The organism is Pseudoalteromonas sp. CO109Y, from assembly GCF_004208935.1.
GTDB lineage: Bacteria > Pseudomonadota > Gammaproteobacteria > Enterobacterales > Alteromonadaceae > Pseudoalteromonas > Pseudoalteromonas shioyasakiensis.
Map to the genome: position 1 here is coordinate 1 of NZ_SGPD01000027.1, position 20,486 is coordinate 20,486.

The 20,486-nt window shown below is 41.6% G+C and carries 16 protein-coding genes, 1 other RNA gene and 1 pseudogene; 16 read left to right on the top strand and 2 right to left on the bottom strand.

Going from position 1 to position 20,486, the window contains the following annotated elements:
• A partial coding sequence (locus tag EXT43_RS10005; RefSeq protein ID WP_130166875.1) for an IS3 family transposase occupies positions 1–681 on the top strand: 681 nt, incomplete at its 5' end.
• A 718-nt stretch (positions 682–1,399) separates the two neighbouring features.
• Here EXT43_RS10005 and ssrS read toward each other — a convergent pair.
• A non-coding RNA gene (gene ssrS, locus EXT43_RS10010) (6S RNA) lies at positions 1,400–1,583 on the bottom strand.
• A gap of 194 nt (positions 1,584–1,777) precedes the next feature.
• On the opposite strand from ssrS, the gene EXT43_RS10015 reads away from it, so the two are divergent.
• The 5 genes from EXT43_RS10015 (at position 1,778) to EXT43_RS10035 (ending at position 7,553) form a co-directional block, all read left to right on the top strand.
• Positions 1,778–2,341: a UPF0149 family protein gene (locus tag EXT43_RS10015; protein ID WP_054551315.1), complete on the top strand. Its 564-nt coding sequence runs from the start codon at positions 1,778–1,780 to the stop codon at positions 2,339–2,341.
• Positions 2,342–2,361: 20 nt separating this feature from the next.
• Positions 2,362–3,687, top strand: a complete 1,326-nt coding sequence (pepP, locus tag EXT43_RS10020; RefSeq protein WP_062564941.1) for a Xaa-Pro aminopeptidase — start codon at positions 2,362–2,364, stop codon at positions 3,685–3,687.
• 8 nt (positions 3,688–3,695) lie between these two features.
• The gene (gene ubiH, locus EXT43_RS10025) at positions 3,696–4,877 is read left to right on the top strand and encodes a 2-octaprenyl-6-methoxyphenyl hydroxylase (protein WP_130166876.1); all 1,182 of its coding nucleotides are present in this window, start codon (positions 3,696–3,698) and stop codon (positions 4,875–4,877) included.
• Positions 4,874–6,040 (top strand): FAD-dependent monooxygenase, encoded by a 1,167-nt coding sequence (locus tag EXT43_RS10030; protein WP_062564943.1) that lies wholly within the window; start codon positions 4,874–4,876, stop codon positions 6,038–6,040. Before ubiH ends, EXT43_RS10030 begins: the two co-directional genes overlap by 4 nt.
• 208 nt (positions 6,041–6,248) lie before the next feature.
• Positions 6,249–7,553 carry an MFS transporter gene (locus tag EXT43_RS10035; protein WP_055198117.1) on the top strand — a complete coding sequence of 435 codons (1,305 nt, stop codon included), beginning with the start codon at positions 6,249–6,251 and terminating at the stop codon, positions 7,551–7,553.
• 998 nt (positions 7,554–8,551) lie between these two features.
• On the opposite strand, the pseudogene EXT43_RS10045 reads toward EXT43_RS10035, so the two are convergent.
• Positions 8,552–9,434, bottom strand: a pseudogene (locus EXT43_RS10045) (ISAs1 family transposase).
• Positions 9,435–10,376: 942 nt separating this feature from the next.
• On the opposite strand from EXT43_RS10045, the gene EXT43_RS10050 reads away from it, so the two are divergent.
• The 10 genes from EXT43_RS10050 to EXT43_RS10095 all read left to right on the top strand — a co-directional run bounded on the left by EXT43_RS10050 (position 10,377) and on the right by EXT43_RS10095 (position 20,485).
• The gene (locus EXT43_RS10050) at positions 10,377–11,102 is read left to right on the top strand and encodes a hypothetical protein (protein ID WP_130166877.1); all 726 of its coding nucleotides are present in this window, start codon (positions 10,377–10,379) and stop codon (positions 11,100–11,102) included.
• Positions 11,103–11,143: 41 nt separating this feature from the next.
• Positions 11,144–12,604: a YcaO-like family protein gene (locus EXT43_RS10055; RefSeq protein WP_062564946.1), complete on the top strand. Its 1,461-nt coding sequence runs from the start codon at positions 11,144–11,146 to the stop codon at positions 12,602–12,604.
• Positions 12,605–12,945: 341 nt separating this feature from the next.
• Positions 12,946–14,037: a ThiF family adenylyltransferase gene (locus EXT43_RS10060; protein WP_062564947.1), complete on the top strand. Its 1,092-nt coding sequence runs from the start codon at positions 12,946–12,948 to the stop codon at positions 14,035–14,037.
• A gap of 10 nt (positions 14,038–14,047) precedes the next feature.
• Positions 14,048–14,842 carry a hypothetical protein gene (locus EXT43_RS10065; protein ID WP_062564948.1) on the top strand — a complete coding sequence of 265 codons (795 nt, stop codon included), beginning with the start codon at positions 14,048–14,050 and terminating at the stop codon, positions 14,840–14,842.
• On the top strand, positions 14,835–15,794 hold the full coding sequence (locus EXT43_RS10070; protein WP_062564949.1) for a SagB/ThcOx family dehydrogenase: 960 nt from the start codon (positions 14,835–14,837) through the stop codon (positions 15,792–15,794). The genes EXT43_RS10065 and EXT43_RS10070 overlap by 8 nt, the downstream gene beginning before the upstream one ends.
• Before the next feature lie 12 nt (positions 15,795–15,806).
• Positions 15,807–16,505: a type II CAAX endopeptidase family protein gene (locus EXT43_RS10075; RefSeq protein WP_062564950.1), complete on the top strand. Its 699-nt coding sequence runs from the start codon at positions 15,807–15,809 to the stop codon at positions 16,503–16,505.
• Between the two features lies 1 nt (position 16,506).
• Positions 16,507–17,373, top strand: coding sequence for an ABC transporter ATP-binding protein (locus tag EXT43_RS10080; protein ID WP_062564951.1), 867 nt, complete (start codon positions 16,507–16,509; stop codon positions 17,371–17,373).
• Positions 17,366–18,505, top strand: coding sequence for an ABC transporter permease (locus tag EXT43_RS10085; RefSeq protein WP_062564952.1), 1,140 nt, complete (start codon positions 17,366–17,368; stop codon positions 18,503–18,505). The genes EXT43_RS10080 and EXT43_RS10085 overlap by 8 nt, the downstream gene beginning before the upstream one ends.
• Positions 18,502–19,767: an efflux RND transporter periplasmic adaptor subunit gene (locus EXT43_RS10090; RefSeq protein ID WP_062564953.1), complete on the top strand. Its 1,266-nt coding sequence runs from the start codon at positions 18,502–18,504 to the stop codon at positions 19,765–19,767. The genes EXT43_RS10085 and EXT43_RS10090 overlap by 4 nt, the downstream gene beginning before the upstream one ends.
• Before the next feature lie 4 nt (positions 19,768–19,771).
• Entirely contained in the window at positions 19,772–20,485 is a 714-nt protein-coding gene (locus EXT43_RS10095) for an ABC transporter ATP-binding protein (protein WP_062564954.1), read from the top strand.
• The last annotated feature ends 1 nt before the right edge of the window (position 20,486 follow it).

Genomic DNA, 20,486 nt, shown 5'->3' on the forward strand with positions numbered 1-20,486 from the left:
TGTATCCCGGGCTATAGAAAGCTTTGGGAAGCAGCGGTAGCACATGGCTTTGATTGCAGTAAAGGACGTGTGCAGAGACTTTTACAAAGCGTTGGGTATCGTTCAAAGTCAGGTAAGAGGCGCTATACAAGCCGCGCGAAGAAAGAAGGTACAATCAAAGCGAGTAACTTACTACGACGCCAGTTTAATGTTGATGCAGTAAATACCGTGTGGGTTTCAGATATCACACAAGTACGCTGTAAAGATGGTTGGCAGTATTTATGCGTCATCCTTGATTTGTATTCTCGTAAGGTTGTTGGCTGGGTAACAAGCCGGATAAACAACGCCGAGTTAGTTATTAAAACACTGAGAAAGGCATGGTCTGCACGCAAACCTGATGGTTCGAACTTGCTCTTTCATTCAGATCAAGGAGCTCAGTATGTCGCAAAGGAAACAGTGAAGTGGTTAACTAATAGAGGTGTCACAGTGAGTATGTCTAGAAAAGGCAACTGCTGGGATAACGCATGCTCAGAAAGCTTCTTCGCACAGTATAAAAAGGAGTGGATAAAGAATTTAAATGAACTGAGTCGTAGTGAAATGACAACACAAACGTATTTTTATATTGAAAAATACTACAACTCAGTAAGAAGGCATGGCACCCTAGGGTATAAAAGTCCCATGCAGTACGAACAAGTTAATTAAACCCCGTGTCTACTTTATCGGGGTCAGATCAAAATAAACAAGTTAGCGAGTTAGCAAGGGGAAAGGTGCGAGTTTCGAGGGACGAGATACGAGTTGTAGGAGGCGTTTTAACGTCGAAAAAATGGAGATATTAGATATCAGTCGTCAGAAGTCAGAAAAACATACAAGTTAGCGAGTTAGCGAGGGGAAAGAGTAAAGTTAGATTGTGCCCGCACATTGCTATGGCTAAACCCGATACCGTAGGCGTGAAATTTATTTCGCGCGATATTTCTTAAATAACGGGTTAGTCGAGGTCGAGCTTTAGCCCGTAGGTTGGGTAGAGCGAAGCGAAACCCAACACATAGGAAATATTAGATATTAGTCGTCAGAAGTCATATAAAAATAAGTTAGCGAGTTAGCGAGTTAGCGAGGGGAAAGAGTAAAGTTAACGAGTTTCGAGATGTAGGAGGCGTTTCAACGCCGAAAACTAAAATTACTTGTAAAAGTGAAATATAGGGAAAGTATTGATAACTTGAAACTTGAAACTTGAAACTTGAAACTAAATAGTACCGTAGGCTTGAAATTTATTTTGCGCGAATAAGAATAATAAGTTTTGTATAAGAGAAAAAATAAGGGAAGGTATTGATAGCTTGTAGCTTGTAGCTTGTAGCTTGTAGCTTGTAGCTTGTAGCTTGTAGCTTGTAGCTTGTAGCTTGTAGCTTGTAACTAAATAGAAATGGTGTTCCCCAAGTATGCGGTGCCCGGTGTCAGTCCTGAAACCTTGAGGTTTCAGGGCGGGGATCTGCGGTTTACCGTAGGCTTCTCGGTACATGCCGAGCTTGCACAATAGTAGACGAACAGAAACCCTAACATAAAATTTATCGGCTCAGGGACTTAACCAAGCTCCTGCACCCTAGGGAACACCTTCAGTATATAAGACAAGTTTCAATCCTTAAACCATAGAAGCAAAAAAAGCGGATCGTTCGGGTAGTTTTTCCCCACCTTTAACTGCTTATTTACTTTTCAGATTGCTTTTTGACCTCAATCATACAATTAATTGGAGTTGCGATTTATCGAGTGGTAGCATGGCGTTACTTAGCCGAACAAAGAAAAAGTTATGAGCACGTTACCTGATTACCAACAAGCCCAATTGTTATTAGAAAAGAATGAAATTTTTGTCGCACCAGCAGAAGCCCATGGTGTGATCAGTGGTTTATTAGCCTGTGGCATCAATATCGAAGCCGACGAATACTTAGGTTTATTAAGCGATGTATTCAATGATGGCTTAGCCTTCAATAAAGATTTAAAAGCATTTTTTGCTGATGTGTATTCTCAGGTTGTTGCCAGCTTTAGCGATGAAGAATTTCAATTTGACCTATTCTTACCAAGCGACGACGAAACACTGATCGATTTAGCCAATGGCTTAGTATCTTGGGTATCGGGTTTTATGCTTGGTTTTGGTTTAAAACAAAAAGATTACGGCAAGTTATCTGCTGATGTGAAAGAAGTGATCAGCGATTTTAGTGAAATTACCCGCCTAGACACCATGTTTGAAGAGACCGAAGAAGACAGCCAAGCACTGCACGAAGTGATTGAGTATGTACGTGTTTCTGCGCTGTTATGTTTTGCTGAGCTAGGTAAAGAACCAGCTGATAAAAACCCTAAGAAGACCCTTCACTAATCAAATTACAGAGGTTTAGCATGTCGTCTATTGCTATCGATAAAGCTGAATTTAAAGCCCGCCGCGAGCGCTTGCTTGCGATGATGGATAAAAATAGCGTGGCTATTATTCCTGCGGCAGGAGAAGTAACACGTAGCCGTGATACTGAATATGCATTTCGTCAAGACAGTGACTTTTTCTACCTAACAGGCTTTAACGAACCAGATGCAGTTTTAGTGCTTTGCCCGTCGAGCGATACACCAAGTACGCTTATTTGCCGTAACAAAGACAAACTAGCTGAAATTTGGCATGGCCGTAGAATTGGCTTCGAAAAAGCTAAATCTGAGTACTTATTCGACGCAACTTGCCCACTTAGTGAACTAGATGAACAATTATTAGATTTGGTGAACGGCCAGCAGATTTTATTTTATGCACAAGGCACTTACGCAAATTTCGATGCAAAGGTTTGGGACTTATTAAACACACTTCGCGGCGCACCTAAAAAAGGCTATAAAGCCCCACATACCATAAAAGATATTCGTGGTTTAGTGCATGAAATGCGGTTGTTTAAATCTCACGCAGAATTAAACATTATGCGCACAGCGTGCGAAATTAGTGCACAAGGCCATATTCGCGCTATGCAGTTTGCCAAACCAGGCGCAACTGAATACCAATTAGAAGCAGAGCTTCATCATCATTATGCAATGAATGGTGCTCGTCACCCTGCTTATGGCACGATTGTCGGCAGTGGCGACAACGCCAACATTTTGCACTACACACAAAATGATGCTGAGCTAAAAGATGGCGATTTAGTATTAATTGATTCTGGCTGTGAACTTGAAGGTTATGCGGCAGATATTACACGCACCTTCCCAATTAATGGCAAATTTAGCGAACCACAAGCGGCGCTTTACAACATTGTATTAGCAGCCCAAGAAGCAGCATTTAGCCAAGTTAAGCCGGGCGGTAGTTTATCTAAAGCAAATGAACTGGCTTCAACGGTATTAACGCAAGGGCTTATTGATTTAGGCATTTTAACCGGCGAGCTTGATGAGTTAATGGCAAACCAAGCATGCAAAGCGTTTTACATGCATGGCCTTGGCCATTGGTTAGGGTTAGACGTGCACGATGTTGGCGAATACAAGCTTGATGAAAAAGAGCGCTTATTTGAGTCGGGCATGGTGCTCACTATCGAGCCGGGTTTATATATTAGCGAAGATGCAAAAGCACCAGAGCAATATAAAGGCATCGGTATTCGTATTGAAGATAACTTACTTGTCACTGAAGATGGCCATGAAAATCTGACCATTTCGGTTCCAAAAACCATTAGTGACATTGAAGCAGTGATGCAAGCAAATAAAGGCTAGGAGCAAGCGTGGCAAAGCAGTTTGATGTTGTCATTATCGGCGGTGGAATGGCGGGAGCAAGTTGTGCTCTGGGTCTAAAACAGAGCAATAATCAGTTATCAATCGCTGTAATTGAAGCAAATGAAGTAAGCGCAGACTATCACCCAAGCTTTGATGATAGAAGCATTGCGCTGGCTCAGCAGTCTGTTCAGTACTTAAAATCAATCAATGCGTTTGATTGCCAAGCGCCATTTGCGGCAGCGATTGAAAAAGTAACTGTGTCTGACCGTGGTCATTTTGGTAAAACACATATTGATTGCCAAGAATATGGCCATGATGCCCTTGGTTATGTGGTCGAAGTGAACCCATTTGGGCGCAGCCTTCATCAGCAACTTACTCGTACTGATGTTAGTTTGTTTTGCCCTGATACGGTTGCCAAGCTTGAATACCAAAGCGATTTTGCCAACATCACGCTAAGCTCGGGTGAGCAGTTAAGCGCAAAGCTTGTGGTGATTGCCGATGGTGCTCATTCGCAAAGCCGTAAACTAGCTAATATAGAGTTTAATACTCGCGCTTATCAGCAAGCGGCGATTATTGCTAACATCGAAGTGGCTGGTGGTCATCATCATCATGCTTTTGAGCGTTTTACTGAGCACGGCCCAATGGCCCTATTGCCAATGAGTAATAATCGATACTCACTGGTGTGGTGCATGGAGCCTGAGCAAATTGAGCACACTATGGCGCTTGAAGACGATGCCTTTTTAGCTGAGTTGCAAAAAGCATTTGGTTACTGCGGCGGTTCATTTAGTAAAGTGGGTATGCGTGCAAGTTATCCGCTTGTGTATGGTAAAGCAGAATCACTGAGCAGCCACCGTACGGTATTAATTGGTAATGCAGGGCACGCTATTCACCCTATCGCAGGGCAGGGCTTTAATTTAGGCCTGCGTGATGTGCAACTACTGTGTGATATGGCAAATAGAGACGACCTTGGTGATTACACCTTTACCCGTTATTACAGCCAAACTCGCAGTAAAGATATTACTACCGTGATGACACTCACAGACAGCCTAGTGCGTTTGTTCTCTAACTCATCACGATTGCTTGCGCTTGGTCGCAGCATTGGTCTTTTCTCAATGGATTTATTCTCCTCGTTAAAAACCCCGCTGGCAAAACAGCTTATGGGTCAGGTTAAGCAAGGTAAACGGATATGAAACAAGCACAAGTTTGTATTGTCGGTGGTGGCTGTGTTGGCCTTACGCTAGCACTAGGTTTAGCAAAAGCAGATATCAGCGTTGTGGTGATTGATGCGAGTAAAAATCAAACCTTACCGGGTGATGATTACGCACTTCGCGTGAGCGCATTAAGCTTAGCTAGTCAGAGCTTATTTGAGTCTTTAAATGTATGGCCAGAGATCATTAAACAACGTGCTACACCGTATACCTCGATGGATGTACGTGATCAAGACAGCTTTGGCAAAATCCATTTTGATCATAACGATCTCGATTTGCCGCAGTTAGGTCATATCGTTGAAAACGACATTATTCGCTACGCTTTAATTAGCGAACTTGAAAAGCAAAGTAATGCCACTTTATTATTCGAAACCCGCTACCAGCAAATTCATCAAACTGATTCTGATGTGTTTATTACTCTTGAAAGCGGCGAGCCTGTAATTGCTAAGTTATTAGTGGCGGCTGATGGGGCTAACTCGGCTATTCGTAAGCAGTTCAACATGCCAATTACTTTTAAAGATTATGACCATCACGCCATTGTTGCCACAGTTAGAACCGCTGATGAGCATAACAACACGGCACGCCAAGTGTTTTTGCCCACTGGGCCGCTGGCGTTTTTACCCTTGCCAGATAAACATACGCACTCAATTGTTTGGTCAACAAGCCCAGAGCATTGTGAAACACTTCTAGCGCTTGATGATAGCAACTTTAATAAAGCGGTTATGGCAGCTCTCGATGGCCAATGTGGTTTATGTGAAGTGCAAAGTGAGCGCATGGCGTTTCCACTTAAGATGCGTTATGCCCAGCAGTGGGTGTCGGGTAAAGTGGTATTAATGGGCGATGCAGCGCATACCATTCATCCATTAGCTGGTTTAGGTATGAACCTTGGCCTAAAAGACGCCGCTTATTTAATTGAGCTATTAAGTAATGAGCAAGGCGAGTTTGCAAGTGCACGCACGCTGCGTGATTATGAACGTACTCGTAAGCTTGATGCACAAAAGCACATTGCTATGATGCAAGGCTTAAAAGAGCTATTTGCAGGCGCTAACCCACTGAAAAAACTTGTACGTGGCGTTGGTTTAAGCCTTGTAGACAACCTTGGCCCAATTAAACATTTGTTCGCAAAAGAAGCAATTGGTAAATAACACCTAACTAGTTGTTACTACTTAGTTTAAGCCGCAGTTAAGCAATTAGCTGCGGCTTTTTTGCACTTATATGAACGCAAAATGATAGCGCTGTCATTTTTGTTAGTGTATGATTAAATTTTTGTGATTGGTATGGAAATTAAACAACTCTGTTGAGTTGTATACTAGATTCCAACCAAATAAAAATAATTAAACTAAGAGAACAATTATGGAAGCAACGGTTGAGTGTGACAACAACACAAAACAAAGCATCTGGCTGCCAATGGTATTGGCCGGCTCAATGTTTTTTATCTTAGGGTGTATAACGTGGCTTAATGGTGCAATCACACCGTTTTTGCAGCAAATGCTTGAGCTTTCGCCGTTACAAGCTTCGTTTATCATCTCTTCTTTTTATATTGCGGTAACAGTTGCCGGTATCCCATCGGCTATGCTGATCAAGCGCGTTGGTTATAAGAATGGTATGGCGATTGGCTGTGCGATTATGGCTTTATCGGCGCTGATGTATATTCCGGCTGCGAAACTGCAAATGATCGAAATTTTCTTGTTCGCACAGTTAATGATAGGTGTTGGACAAACCGTGCTACAAACCGCTGTTAACCCATATGTGGTGAAAATGGGCTCTGAAAAATCAGCCGCTGTGCGCGTGTGTATCATGGGCTTATTAAACAAATTTGCGGGTGTTATCGTGCCTGTGATTTTTGCAGCTGTAGTAGTAAGCGGTGTGGTTGATGGCGCAGGTAAATTATCGCAAGAACAAAAAGATATTATGGCAAATAGCCTTATCATGCCTTATGTATTGATTGCTGCGTTAATCATGTTATTTGCTGCCTTTGCGAAATTTGCACCATTACCTGATTTAGTGTTTGATGAAGACGAAACATCAAACGGTAAAGGTGAAATTAAAGAAACCCTAGCACATCCTCACTTAGTTTTAGGTGTCGTGGGTATTGCTTTATACGTTGCTGTTGAAGTTATTGCAGCAGATACCATTGGCTCGTACGCTTTACAAATTGGCGTTGCCGACTACTCAGTTATGACCTCTTACACTATGGCGTGTATGTTGATTGGTTACGCGATTGGTATTTTGACTATTCCACGCTTTATGAGCCAACAAACGGCGTTATTAATGTCGGGTATTGCTGGTATTATCACCGTGTTGTTAGTGGTACTTGGTAGTAATGACTCGTTTATTATTTCAAACCTATTATTAGTGCCATTTGGTGGCCCACAATTACCAGACCCATTGTTATGCATTGCGTTATTAGGCTTTGCTAATGCCATGGTTTGGCCTGCAATTTGGCCACTGGCTTTAGCTGGCTTAGGTCGCTTAACAGGCACTGCATCAGGCTTATTGATCATGGGCATTGCTGGTGGTGCACTAGGCCCATTATTAATCGGTTTAGGAAACGTAGCAGGCCTAGGCGCACAAGGCGCTTACATTGTTATGATCCCAAGTTATGTATTCATTTTATTCTATGCCCTAAAAGGCCATAAGATGAGAAGCTGGAAGTAATCCAGTAGATTATTTTCAAGTTAGGCAAAGCCGCGGTACGCCCATCACCGCGGCTTTTTTGAGATTCTTTGATAACACACATCTCTATGTTTTTACGCAGGGTGAGAGTATTAAAAACACTTTTAAGTCAAAGTTTTACCAAGAAACCCCCTACTGCGCATCGCTTTCTTTTGCTTTTCAAGCATACTTTTTAATACTTGTCTTTGCTTTTAAATGATTGAAGTCGATATGCCTAAGTCCGGCGAATACCAATGCTACTCCCTCACGCCTAAAATGGCAATCATCTTCTCTAAACCCCATATCTAAGCGCCAACATAATCCATTTTCAATTTGCCTGTGTTGACAAGCTGACACCACTAGTTTTTCTGCTGTTAAATGTGCTGAACTTATGTAATAGCGATAGCATAACTCATTATTTATTTTTATCTTTTTCTTTCCTGTAAGAGACTATTACATCAATCGTTTTTGCGTCTCTCCAATGAACCGTTTCAAGTAATTTTTCTAAACCATGTTATTGCACAATTCCTGAATTCTTCTCTATTTCTTTGATAGTCGGCTTCATTAAACAGCACACGATCTCTTACTTGTTCGGTTAGCTTTGGTAATAGCTCACTTTCAATCTGCTTAAGTAACGCTTTCTGATTTGCCTTAACTACAAATAGATAATCAACTTCTTTACCATAGTGCATCTCGTCTATCTGCTTGAGTAAATGAGCCTTTTAATCGTTTCCTATCTAAGGCGATTACTTCGCCATAAGTAAGCTTACTACAAGCCTTCATGCAAGATGAAAATGAATCTTGAAATTGTGTTATGTCTATACAACTGATGACTCGCGCAATAGTATCGTGGCGAGGAATGTTATTTTTAAATGGGACAAACTTTCTAAGCCAATCAAGTCTATCGTGTCCAAAATCTTTTATATCTTGCCAACCTTGACATCCTGAAATAACAGTACTGACAGTTAAGAATATGATATCAAAGAGCTTGCTAACGACGATTAACCAAAGATAAGCTCAGTCCTGAATTCATCGTCAAAGCTGGTCCGAAAGCACTTACCACGAATCGAATCTTTACGGCCTCTGTGCTATTTTACCAGATTGCGAACAACCTGTTTGAATAGCGCGATATTTTCCGCCGAAATCGGTTCATCTATCTGGCAAGTGTCTTCCTTAAACACGACATCTAGCGCCCAATGCTGCTGGTTTTCTATGTGCCAGTGATGGCGGATCGCTTTTGTAACATATTTGCATCTGGTTCGACAGAAGTAATAACAGTAACAGTGTGTGTCTATTTTTGTTGTCGAGCCGGACTTGTTGTATCTTTCAACTGCGACCAGTGAAATCAGCCTTTCTTAAAATCAGTGTTGAGAGTGTCGCTTTCTGACAATGTAGCGTATCTAATGTGACGATAGAATCTGAAATATCGAGCACATCTAATAAGGCCCTAACTGCTGGGATCTCGTTGGACCTACTTTCTACCGTACGCTGATACAAAGTTAAACCATACGCACAATCATAAGCTGACATCAAATGTAAGTTTTCCTCACGCTTTCTACTGGCACTGCGTAGGGTTTTGCCATTAAACGCAATTATTGGCTTACCAGACTCAGACCGCTGCTCGTTGACCTAACTGAACAAGGCCAAAACCAACGGATCAGTCTCCACTGTTTTAAGAATACGTGCAATGCTATGTCGCGTTGGAATACTGTGTTTAAATGCTCTGACTGCCTGAGACCGGGGAGTTTACTTCAATATTTTTCCAGCCTTCATACCGGATAAAACCGCCGAGATGATAAGAAACAAAACATCAGTAAGATCATGATGTTGATAGATAAAAGAACGCATATCTTCAATAAGTTCAAGGTGGCTAAATAACGATATAATTAACAAGTAGATAGTGATTATGTAGGCGTTATTAGATCAGAAAAGAGCTGGGTGTTAAAGCCTTTTTACAAAGTGCGGTCTCACCGTGTGTTGACGAGGGTCATCAATTGATTAGAAGTATTTTAGAAATAAGGGATCAGACATAAGAGCGCTAACTTAAAAAAGAAGTATAAGATCATATTTTTAAGTCAAGGTAAAGTTCGTGATCTTGCTCTGTGTTTTTACGTTCCTTCATATTATTAGTTATGTGCTCTGCCAAATACTCTTCAATCAATAATTTTCTAAAAATAGAATTTATCTTCTTCGTTTGGATATAATTCGTGAGAGCATTGAAATAATTCCTTTTCATGAACCGTAAAATGATTTTATGGACTTAATAAGTTATATGCTAATTTTTTGTTTTTTAGATTTTAATTTTGTTTTTTTGTAGGGTTGAATTTTTAATATGGATTATGAATTTGTTATTTTTTAAATTCACTAAACATGAACGTGGGTTTTAAAGTTGCTTTTTAAGTGGTTATTTTTATTGTTTTTGTGGTTTCTGTTTAATGAGTTATTATTGTTTTTTTGTTTTTATTCAGCTTTTTTTCTATGTTTTTTATTTCTGTGTTTTATTTTTATAATTTATTGAAAATAAATAGTTATTTTGATTCAGTTACTTGTGGGTCTTGATGTTGAATTGAGTATCTGCTCGAGGTTGATATTAATTCTTTTTTTTCATTGTGTTGCTTTGGGTTGTTTTGTTTTTTCTATCTTTTTTACCTGTGTCTTTTTGAGGTGAAAATGTTTGACATTCTTGAATGTTGATATAATAGTTAAAGTGGGAGTGAAATTATATTGTTATAATTTTTTAAAATGGAGTTTATCATGAGGCTTTTTTTAGTTTTCTTTCTGTTTTTATTTCAGTGTCTTTTGAGTTTGTCTATAAGGGCCGGGGAGGTGGAAGAAGTATCTGATTTAAATGGTGTTTCAGATGGAATACAAAAACTATACTCTTTAAATGACGTTTTAAGTTTAAAAGAGTATGGGAAATTACTACATAATAAAAAGACTAATTCAGAAGGAGAGTTACTTTTTATTCAGTATTATATCGCTCTCATCAACTATAGGCTTGGGTTACTCGACTACGAAAATGGCGAAGCCTATTTTCAAAACTGTCTTGACATTAACGCTAATATACTCGCCAGGTCAGTAGAGTATACTGAAGCATATATTCTCAATGCAGCATGTTCTAATGCCATGATTCGTTACCAACCAGAACAAACTATGGCATTGTCACTTAAAAGTCGTGATGCCCTTGAAGCTGCGACGAAAATAGACAGTCAAAATCCTCGCTTGTTATTCATCAAAGGGACGAGTGCTGTGTATACCCCCCCACAATTTGGTGGAGGCGTAGAGAGAGCAAGTCAATTGTTTAGCAGCGCTATAGCGCATTTTAAAACTCAAAACTCAAATGGAGGTCACCCCTTACCTAAATGGGGTCTTGACGAAGCTTATCTTTGGTTAGGTATGCTCAAATCCGTATCTGGCGAGCAAGAAGAGGCAATATCTGCACTTACTCAATCGTTAGAGATTTCTGACAATGTTTGGATTAGGAACACATTGATACCAACTCTAGAGAAGGGGGAGTCAATCGGGCAGTACTTTGGCTTGAATAAATACTAAATAACAAACATCAAAAAGTAAATTCGCTTGGGACTATTACTATGTCAGCTAACATTGAATCGACTGCAATTAATCAACAGTACCTGTCTTTGCCTTACATTACAGGAATCAAGGAAAGTAAAGGGTATGAAGAAATAAACTCTTATTATTACCCAAGGGGACCAATCAAAAGGATACTTAGTTATTTTAGAGGCTCAGGGGGGCTTACTATGTACACTGGGAACTGTGAATTCTATGAGTTTGATCATATTGCTCGAGATATTCTTGGCAAGAATTCTTTCGAAAGTAGTATACAACGGACCATTTTTGGTGGCGGTAAAGGCTTTGACTTACCTGCCATGATGGCCTCTTCCTTGGGCGAAGTTATCGAGAGGGCAATGGGAAGCTTCATCTCATTTGCATACGATGACCGGCTGATACATGGTACCTACAGAACTATGCAGGAAAAAGGATTCAACTGCTTGCATCCCAGTGAATTACCCTTGTTTGCAGATGAACAATACGAAAGAGAAGGATTTGAATACGAGAGATTTACTGAAGATACCTTTGTGGGATGGATTCAAGGTGAACGATTATTGGATAGTTCTGAGAAAATTTGGGTGCCTGCTCAAATTGTTATGCCATTTAGCTTACTGCATCCAAAAGAAAATATGTTTTGCTATGCCACAAGTGGTGGATTAGCGACTCACATTACAAAAGAACTCGCCGTTTATCATGGTATTTCTGAAGTGTTAGAGCGCGATGCTGTGAATGTACACTGGAATACAGGACATGCACCGAAGATCATTGAATTGGACTGCTTGCCTGACGATTTTAAAGTGCAACGCATTTTAGAACACGCCAAAACCCTAGTTGACGATATTACTCTTTACTTACATATGACAGATGTAGAGGATTTTTATACTGTCACTGCTGTTGGTTTCGTTAAAGGCTTTAACAAATACAACTATATTTCCGGAGGCGGCGGTGGTCTAACAATTGAAGATGCCATCCTCTCAGCCTTAGGTGAATTTGCACAGGCAGAGGGAAGTAGCCGAATCATTCTAAACTGTCCTCAATGGGCATACTCAGAAAGAGTGAAAGAACTGTTTTTTGTTGAAGAGGATGTACCTGTAGAAAAGTTCGATATTTTCTACAAAGTAATTGGTCACTATGGTTACCCATCCCACGCCAAAAAGCTCCAATGGTATTTAGAAGGTTCTGGAAAAATAAAATTATCAGAGCTTATAAAAAAGCCTAAGAGTAATGAAAGTAAATACGAGCAAATGTTGGAAATTTCCAGAAAAAATGGTTTAAACCCAATATTTTTTAATTTTACGCTACCTAATTTAAAAACAGTCCATTTGACGAAAGTTTTCTGTACCAAACTTACACCTCCATACTTACATTCAATGCCTTCATATGGAGTTGATCGTTATTTCGAATTACCACAAGAATTAAATTGGAAAGACAGAAAGTTAACTTTTGAAGACTTGACTAAATCACCACAACCATATCCATAGAAACTGGGTTACATGTAATTTAAAACCGGGTTAGCGGTAATGGGTGCTTGTTGCATTGCAACTTGCAGCTTTAGTAGGAAAACACACGGAATAACCGTGGGGTTGGTTTTTAAATTTAAATATAAGGAAGACAAATGAAACTCTCAAAATCTTCAGTTTTTGATCACAGATACGAGTCAGGATTAGCGTTTGCTCCTGGCGGTTGTAACTGCTGGTGCTGTTGCTGTTGTTGCTGTAATGGCGGTGATCAAACCAAAGCTAAGTAAATTAATGCCGGCCCTTTAACTAGGGTTGGCATTTTAAAAGAATCTATGTTGCCCAAAAATATAAGGTAATTATAAATGGAACTTGGAAACGAAAAATATCAGGTTAATCCACATCTTCGAGTGATAAAAGTCACCGAAAATGAAATATTGGTTAAACACAGTGCTCGCTCTTTCTTTTCCAAAAATTGGACGGATAAAGGGCGTACTGGTTTATTAGGTCGTGTTATTAACCATATGAACAGTCAAACTAATCTTCAGGAACTCAGAGAAAAGGGAATCGTTAAACACGAAGAACAAGAAGATGCCCGCCAACTCATTGAGCAATTAATTGAAGAAAAAATTCTGGTTGAGGCTGACCACGATTTAGTGGACGTTTACTACCGGGTTATTCAAGACGCCGAAACGCCATTGGCGAATAAACGCATAGGGGTAATAGGCTGTGGTCAAGCGGGAAGTCGCATAGCCAAACAATTGGTGCAAAGCGGCATTCAGCACTTGATCTTGGCAGATGACGCCAAAATCAACAATACCAATACCGTTCATCGCTTCCTCGGTATTGAGCCCAGATATATTCAAGAGCAGGCTCCTATCGCTGACTGTTTAGCTGAATCTTTACAGCAGTACGACTTAAAGCGTATTTCCACCTTTACCGAGGACAGTTTTTCTAAAGAAAATATCGCCAGAGTATTTGAAGAGTGTGACTTTGTAGTGGCTGCACTGGATGAATATATGCAATCCATATTGCACACTATCAATGAACAAGCTCTTGAAGCGGAAAAGCCTTGGGCTATTAGTATATTTGATGGTTCTGAAGGCGTTGCAGGACCTATTTTTATTCCTGGGGAAACCGGTTGTTTTAACGAGTTCGACGTTCAGGGCATTGCCGCCGCCGGTACCTTAAAGCGCGATGTAATCACCTATTATGATGCAGTGAGTGCAATGGGGCAGCCAGATTTAGGAATAGCCCCCCCTCCCTATGTTGATGTGGTATCAGGACAGTTTACCGCAGGGCTGCTGACCTATCTTACAACTGGCAGAAGTTATTTGGTGAGTCGCGCCATACGGACTGACTTCGAGCGCATGTCGGTCGATTACGAAGATATTAAACGCATTCCACGCTGCCCGGCTTGTGCTCCATTCCGTCCATTTAGAAACGTGTTCTTGTAGGAGTCCGGTTATGCCATTTATCGATCCTGCTGATTATTTTCTAGATCAGAAAACTACAGCCGAAGGCACCTTTATGCCGCCGATTAACAGTATCGACTTACTACCGGAGGTATACAGGGAATTTCAATGCCGCTTCGGTGAGCTTTCCATTAACCCGGCGGAATTCTTTCACGAAAATTCGAAAGTATCTCGCCACACCACTAGGCGAATCGCTGAAAATCAAGAGAGCATAGATCAGATTATTCAGCATTATATGGACACTCCATACAACTACAGCCCAGACACTGTCAGTGATATGAATGTCAGTCCAATACTGCCGGCGTTTGAGTGGCATAAGGAAGTACCTCAGTGCTTGCATTCACTGGGACAATTTGCTCCCAGAAGATTTTACGCCATAGACGCTTATGTACTCACTGGCGACAAGCTGCGCAAGATCCTGCCCAACAAACAAATTCTAGTTAAAGACAGAAATTACGACGCCGCAAAGCTGGAAAAGCTAAATCAATCATTTTATGGACCCAGTGCAGGTTCAGTATCTACTCAAGATTCACTGGTGTTTCTAGTCGGCTGTCCTTGGAGATACATGATGATGTTCGGGACAAAAGGTTACCGCAAAATGCTATTAGACCTGGGCTATATCCTCGGTTACTACGAGGAAGAAATGCAAAGTGGGAAAATGACTCAACTAGATTACTTCTACGATAACGAAGTGGATCGTTTCTTAGATCTCGACGGAATCGAACAGTCTATTCAATGCGTTCTCGGTGTCACAAACGATAAGAATGGAGCAAACAGTCATGAATAATAGCGAACAAACCATAGATCAGGAAATGCCTGCTTCCGCACCTGCGGCTGAACAATCTAATCAAAGTTGTCCTTTTCCGAATGGAGATACGGTTACTCCTCTGTTGGAGCAACTGGATGCGGCAAACAAGGCGGCTATTGAAGTGTATATTAAGCGTGCTTTGGCTCGTCAGGAAGAAGGTTTACCTATTAGCCCTCTGGCCTTGGCTCACGATGGATTAAAGCTGGATGTTGATGTGGGTAAGCAGGTAATGAACAACATTTTGTTCTCTGACCGGCCCGCGATTAACCAAGGTGATGATAACAATACTTTGATCACGCTCCCTGAGCCAAGCGAGCAACCCTCGGAAAAGTTTGAACAACTGATGCGCAGAAGAACATCAGTGAGAGATTACACTGATGAAGCCGTTTCTCTTGCTGAAATATCAAGTTTATGTGCATCCACAGTGAGTGCAAGAGATAGATTTAAAACTACTTCATCTCAGGTTATTCCCCATGCACCTCTAGCTCCTACCGGGGGAGGTTTGCTCTCTATCCAGCTTTACTATATTTCGCTGAATACGGAATCACTGTCCCGTGGAATATATAAGTACAGAGCCGACAAACACGCATTGGAGTTGGTCAGTGAAGGCGAAATAAGAGGGCGCATATTTGAAATCACTTCATTTCAGGACTGGATTGCACGCTGCGCAGGCATCTTTGTATTGGTCAGTGACTTAGACAGAGTGCAATGGAAATATGAGGACAGGGCCTATCGCCTCACCCATATGGATGCCGGTGTATTGGGACAAAGCTTACACCTTGCCGCAACCTCAATTGATTTGGGATCCTGCATGGTATTTGGCTTTCTAGATGACGAGATGAATCAGCTCATGAGTATTGATGGAGACCGCCAATTTGTCTCTCTGATTATGCCAATTGGTAAACCGATACCGGACTACAGCTCCCTCTAATAGGTGATGGATATGGTACTTTATTGGATACTTGGTTTTGTTCTGATTTTGGCAGTGGTATTCGCTCTTTCAGCACAGCTACTTACTAAGTTGCGCATTGATAGTTATGACTTTTTCGGCCGAAACAGCTTGCTAATGTACGCTGGTACCCTGGCTCTTCTGTTTGTTGCTGTATATTGGGCCTCTTCCCACTCTGAAGTTAATCAACAGTTCAAACTGCCATTGAGTTCTGAGCACAGGCTGGTATCGACAGCAATTATCCTGCTGTCCGCTATTTCAGGGCTATTACTCTTCAAACTCGAAGCTTGGTTAATATCGCTAAAAATCAAACAACAAGCACACGCTCACGCATCTGTAGTGCCCTATTGGCAAAAGAAATGGTTTGTTCCTGTCGTGGTGTCCATTGTGTTGATGGAAGAGATTATTTGGCGAGCCTATTTGCCATTAGCCATATTTCAGGAGTGGTCACTCTCTTTAACATGGGCAGCTGTCATTAGCTCACTGGCATTTGGGTTGCACCACGTTTTCTTTGGCTGGATACATGTGGTTTTCAAATCAGTATACGGCTTTATATGGCTGTTAATGACTTTGAGTACTGAATCATTAATACCCGCCATTATCGCCCATTGCGCCTTTAATTTCGCAGTCTATTGGCACAGTGCAAATCAAACTAACACTTCAATCAAGGGGTACAAGGAGCAACAAGGCTGATATGTCAACAATACTCAATTTCAAAAATATTCATAAGTCCTATGACGCCAATCCAGCTGTCAAAGGTGTCAGTTTCTCTGTAGATGCTGGCAAGGTACTGGGAATTTTAGGCAGAAATGGAGCTGGAAAAACGACCATAGTCAATTTGTTGGTTGGGCTTCTTTCATCGGACGAAGGGCAGGTAGAGTTGTTCAATTCAATGCCTCCATATGATCAAACAACGCGCTCAAAAATAGGTTTGGCCCCCCAGAGAATCGCCTTGTACAGCAGTTTGTCCATAATGGAGAATCTGACTTTCTTCGCTACTCTGCAAGGCTTAAAGGGAAGTGAACTTGAAAAAAAAGTTAATTACGCCTCAGAAAAGATGGGTCTGGAGACCTTTATCCATCGCAAGGTAAAGGCTTGTTCAGAAGGAATGAAACGCAGAGCCAATATGGCGGTGGCACTGCTGAGTAACGCCGAATTGTTGTTGTTGGATGAACCTACCGCTGGAGTGGATATTCAAAGCCGGCAACACATTTTAGACGTGGTGTTAGACCTAAAAAACTCAGGTAAAACTGTGTTGTATACCACTCATTATATCGAGGAAGCGGATCAGGTCTGTGACGAGGTGCTGATACTACACGAAGGCCGGGCTCTGGCTTGCGCCTCCACACAGGATCTTATTGCTCAATACGGCGGTGATAGTCAAATTTCGTATCAGGAGACTGAGCAGGGGCAACCTTTTGTTCTGTCCAGCAGAGAGCCAGCCAAAGCGGTACATCAATTGTTTGATTCTCACTCCAGTATTTTTAATCTCAGGGTCATTCCGCCCAGCCTGCAAGACGTGCTGACAAATTTGTTGAACGGAGAAAAACTCAGTGCGTGAAATCATCCATTTAATTAAAAAAGATTGCATGTTAATTGTGCGTGATGCATCCAACCTGGTTATGATTTTGTTGTTGCCACTTTTGATCGCCACTATCTTCGGGGCCATTAACAGTGCCAGTGAGGAAACCAACAAATTGGCCGTAGCCCTGGTTGACAATGACAAGACACCAATCAGTGCTGCCTATATAGAACGATTGTCACAACGGGATGATCTGGAAATTATTCAGAGCACATTAGAAGAGGCCCAAAACGCCACGCGTTTGGGGGACGTTATTGCCTATATGATTTTAGAGCCGGATTTTGGTGCCAGATTACAGCAGTTTCCTTTCATCAGCTCTCCTCCTGAAATTCGCATAGTGTCCGATCCTAAGCGCAAAGTAATTTCCGGGATGATCACCGGCATCACTATCCCCACAGCGATGGAGTTAGTGCAGGAAAGACAAGACAGTGGCACATCGGGTATGGCCAGCCCAAGTCTGCAGCCGTTAAAGATCACCCATGAAGATTATGTTGTTGAAAGCGAGCTGCCCGTGAGTGCTTTTAGTATTACCGTACCGCAAGCTGCACTCTGGTCTATATTAGCCTGCGTGGCCATTATGAGTACTAGCCTGGCCACCGAAAGACTGCAACAAACCATATTGCGATTAAAAGTCTCCCCCACTCCTATGTGGGTGATTTTATCCTCCAAGATCCTGTCATGTATGTTCACTATTTTTATTTCCTGCGCCATTTTAATTGTGTACGGAAAGATTGCGTTTCAACTGAATATTCAATCTTTCGCTATGCTGAGTTTCGCCATTCTGTGTTCTGCGTTTTGTTTTGCCGGACTGATGCTAGCCATTGGCAGCCTTGGCTCTAACCCGGGTTCGGTGGCAGGTGCTGCCTGGTCAATTATGGTGATATTCGCCATGTTAGGCGGTGGCATGATGCCGCAGTTTTTAATGCCTGAATGGCTGTCTGCCCTTAGCAGTATCAGTCCCGGTAAATGGTCTATTTTGCTGATGGAAGGCGCAATTTGGCGTAATTATTCAATCGTAGAAGCACTATTTCCGGCAGCTATTTTAATAGGTTTGGGCGGGTTGGGTTGTGTCGCCGGCGTTAGAAACCTCAATCGAGAAAAATTCATATGAGCCGAATTCAAAGTAACCTAAGCAAAGACACCAATGAAGATATGTTGTCCATCTTGCACAAACTTGAATTTGGTGACACTGCACAGTTGCACAAACCAAGTAATCTTAAATTGATCTACTATCCAATTTTTGTGTTATTACTACTGGGAATCAGCTATATTGCAGTTCAAAACCTATCAACAGATAAACCAACCGAAGTCGGCGTAATTGTTATCCCACAGGATACTAGTTCTTCAGGAGTCGCTTTAGCTCCTTTGTTAGAGGTATCTGGCTTTGTTGTTGCGCCTGAGAGCACCACTGTATCAGCCAATGTAACGGGTAGAGTGACCGGTATTTCTGTAGAGCTAGGGGATTTGGTACAAGCAGGTCAAGCTGTTGCCACTTTGGATGACAGGCAAGCAAAGATAGAGCTCAATACCTTTGAAACCAAGTTGAAATCTCAGTTATCTCTCAGGGAGGTTAGATTAGAAGATTTGGCTTTAACACAAGCTTCCGGTGAAAGGGCGAAACGACTGTTTGAAAATCAGCTTATTAGTAACGAAGCCTACGAACAAGTACTCAGTCAGGTCATTAGCAAGAAAATAGCGATCATCCAGTTAGAGCAATCCATTGATGAATTAAAAAATGCCATTCTGCAAACTCAGCTGTATCTCGATGACCTAGTTATACGCTCGCCGTTCAGTGGTATAGTGACCGCTATGAGTGCTAACGTCGGCGAAATTATTTCCCCTGCATCTGCCGGAGGTACTTTTACCCGAAGCGGCATATGCACCATCACAGACTTGTCTTCTTTGGAGTTTCACTTTGACGTCAATGAACGCTTTCTTTCACAAGTGTTTAGCAGCGACAGCATACGTGTCAGTTTCACCTCTCAGCCCGATTTGCTAGTTGAAGCAAAAATTAAACAAATCGCGCCAATTACTGACAGTCAAACTGGCACAGTTATAGTTATAACAGAACCTGTAGAGCAAGTGAATACAATCAACCCTGGCGCGACGGTAACAGGGGTTTTTACTAAAAAGCCAGACCATCTAAAAGACGCCCCCAGAGCTATTGTGATTCCCAATTCAGCGGTGCATTTTATAGATGGAAAAACCTATGTATTTGTCGAGGAAAACGGCGTTGCAAGATTGCGACTAGTAGATGCAAGACAAAACGCAAATGACGATTATCTGCTAACTGATGTACCACAAAGATTAACAGTTATCGCATCGTCAACTTCCCCTTTAACAGATGGCCAGACTATTACTATTAAGCGATAATATTATGTTTTTACAAATAAAAAAATTATCAAAAGAATACCGAAAAGGTGACACTCGGATTATCGCCTTGGATCAAATCAACCTGAATGTCGAACAGGGAGAGTTTATTGCTTTAACTGGCCCTTCGGGCTCAGGAAAAACCACACTGCTGAATATTATCGGCGGGTTGGATAGTCAGGATGCTGGTCAAATACTCATTGAAGGTCAGGCACAAATCAAAGGCAGCGATGCAGAATCTGCGTTTTGGAGAGCGAGAAATATCGGTTTTGTTTTTCAGTTTAGCAACTTGCTGCCCTATTTAAGCGCCGCACAAAATGTGGAATTGCCACTACTCCTTACCAGTATGTCATCAAAAAAGAGACGAGAACGAGTGGGTGCAGCACTTGAACTGGTGGGACTAGCAGACAGAGCGTCACACTATCCTAACGAATTATCTGGTGGACAGGAACAAAGAGTCGCGATTGCTAGAGCTTTTGTCAGTTCACCAAAATTAATGTTATGCGATGAGCCTACCGGTGATCTGGACAGAAAATCCGCTAAATCAATTTTAAACTTACTCAATACATTAAAAACAGAGTTTAAGAAAACTATTATTATGGTGACTCACGATATGATAGCGGCTGAAGCAACCGATAGGCGCATAGAGCTGTATAAAGGAAGACTTACCCAAGCTAGTGTTTGTTCAGAGGTATTCCTATCTTCAGGTAAGGAGTACTAGT